This is a genomic window from Alkalimonas cellulosilytica (genome assembly GCF_036325985.1).
GTDB lineage: Bacteria > Pseudomonadota > Gammaproteobacteria > Enterobacterales > Alteromonadaceae > Alkalimonas > Alkalimonas cellulosilytica.
Genome location: NZ_JAUHLI010000043.1, coordinates 1 through 1870, shown reverse-complemented (window position 1 = coordinate 1870; position 1870 = coordinate 1). Strand labels below are relative to the sequence as shown.

Below are 1870 nucleotides of genomic sequence, written 5' to 3'. Positions count from 1 at the left end.
AATCGAGTAGGAGGAGGCCTCACGGCCTCCGTCCTCTCACACCACCGGGCATACGGTTCCGTACCACGGCGGTTCACAGGTTATGTTTGAGCTTGATGGTACCTGTCCATCAGCGATATCAAACCCAGTCTGTCAAACAGCTTCTTTGGTAACGCCTGATTCATATGCGAAGCTCCCGAGTTCCACCATGGGCCGCGCCCGTTGGTGGTACTCAGTCGCGCACGATCTTTGGCGATACCGAGGCGCATCAGCATCCGCGCACGGGTTATTCCCTGCTTCCACTGCCGCCAGAGGATCTTCCGAAGGTGGCGGCGTAGCCAGCCATCCAGTTCATTGAAGATACCTTTAGCGTCCGCGTGGTGGAAGTAGTTTATCCATCCGCGCAGCCTGGGAGCCAGTTCGCTCACCGTTTTACGGATGCTCCAGCCTTTGGCCATGCGCAGCAGTGCTTTGATGTTGCCTTTGAAGCGTTTTACACTTTTATCGGCAATTTTGAGCCGGATGTTGTACTTCCGGCTGCATACCGTATAACCAAGGAAGCTGCGCTTCCACGGCCTGTCGGCGGCACTCTTCTCGCGATTGACCTTAAGTTTCAGGCGCTGTTCAAGAAACCGGGTCATCGAGGCTAACACCCTGTGCGCCGCGCGTTCGCTGCCTACATAGATATTGCAGTCGTCCGCGTAGCGGCAGAAGTTAAGGCCCCGCCTTTCCAGTTCCATATCCAGTTCATGCAGTAGGATGTTCGACAGCAGCGGTGACAGCGGTCCACCTTGCGGTGTGCCTTCTGTGCGCGCTGTCGTGATGCCATGCTCCATGATACCTGCCTGAAGATAACGGCGTACCAGTTTGAGTACGGTTTTGTCCTCAATGACACGGGCAATGCGCGACATCAAAATGTCATGATTTACCCGGTCAAAGAATTTTTCCATATCGATGTCAACCACCCAGCGTTTGCCGGATCCCATATGCTCGCGGGCCTGATGTACTGCCTGTGCGGCACTCTTACCCGGACGGAATCCGTAGCTGTTCGGTGAGAATATCGGCTCAAACTGCTCGCTCAGTATCTGATGCATCGCTTGCTGGATAAGACGGTCTATCACGCATGGAATGCCCAGCATCCGCATGCCGCCTCCAGGCTTGGGAATTTCAACCTTACGCACCGGTTGCGGTTGATAGCTGCCGTCCAACAATTGCTGTTTGATATGCTGCCAATGTTGGTGCAGGTAACCTTTCAGCTCACCTGTGGTCACACCGTCCACCCCCGGGGCACCCTTGTTCCGGCACACCCGGTGGTAAGCTTGCAGCATGTTCGACCGTTCGGTTATTGCTGACATTAAGCCCATGTCAGCCCCGCTCGAAGTTGTCCCTGCTGATGCCGTGACGCACTGCACAACCTGACCGTCCCGCGTAGGCTACCGGCTTCGCGTTTTGGGTCGGGTGAACGTCTCGTTCTTGCTGTGATATGTTGCATCATCGAATCAACCGGCTCCGATCTATAACCTGTGTTCAGCCCTTCAACTGGCGGTGACCAGCCTACTACGGCCTCTGCTGACTTCTGTTGCTCCATCCTGATACCTCACAGCATCAGTAGCCTTGGGCAGGACAACAGATCTCCCAGGGTAATGCGCGCGACCTTCCCACTTATACCTGCCGCATTTACGTCCACAGTTTCCGTGTAAGTATCGGGCTTTAGCAGTCGTTGCTACCTCACCCTCTGTGACCGCCTCGTATGCGATTCCTGTTCGTCAGGCCAGTGATTTGCCTTCGGCTTCCTTCAGATTTCACCTCGCGGTGGACACCCTTGCCGTTCAGCTAGTGGTTCCCCTTACCGGGCCCACAGGGGACTTCCACCCCCAAGTCTTCCGGCCAG

The 1870-nt window shown here is 55.7% G+C and carries 1 protein-coding gene; it reads right to left on the bottom strand.

Translation table 11 applies throughout. The features are described 5' to 3' along the window. Positions 1-80: 80 nt before the first annotated feature. A complete protein-coding gene (ltrA, locus tag QWY20_RS18440) occupies positions 81-1307 on the bottom strand; it encodes a group II intron reverse transcriptase/maturase (RefSeq protein ID WP_330130447.1) in 1227 nt (408 codons plus the stop codon). Between the last annotated feature and the right edge of the window lie 563 nt (positions 1308-1870).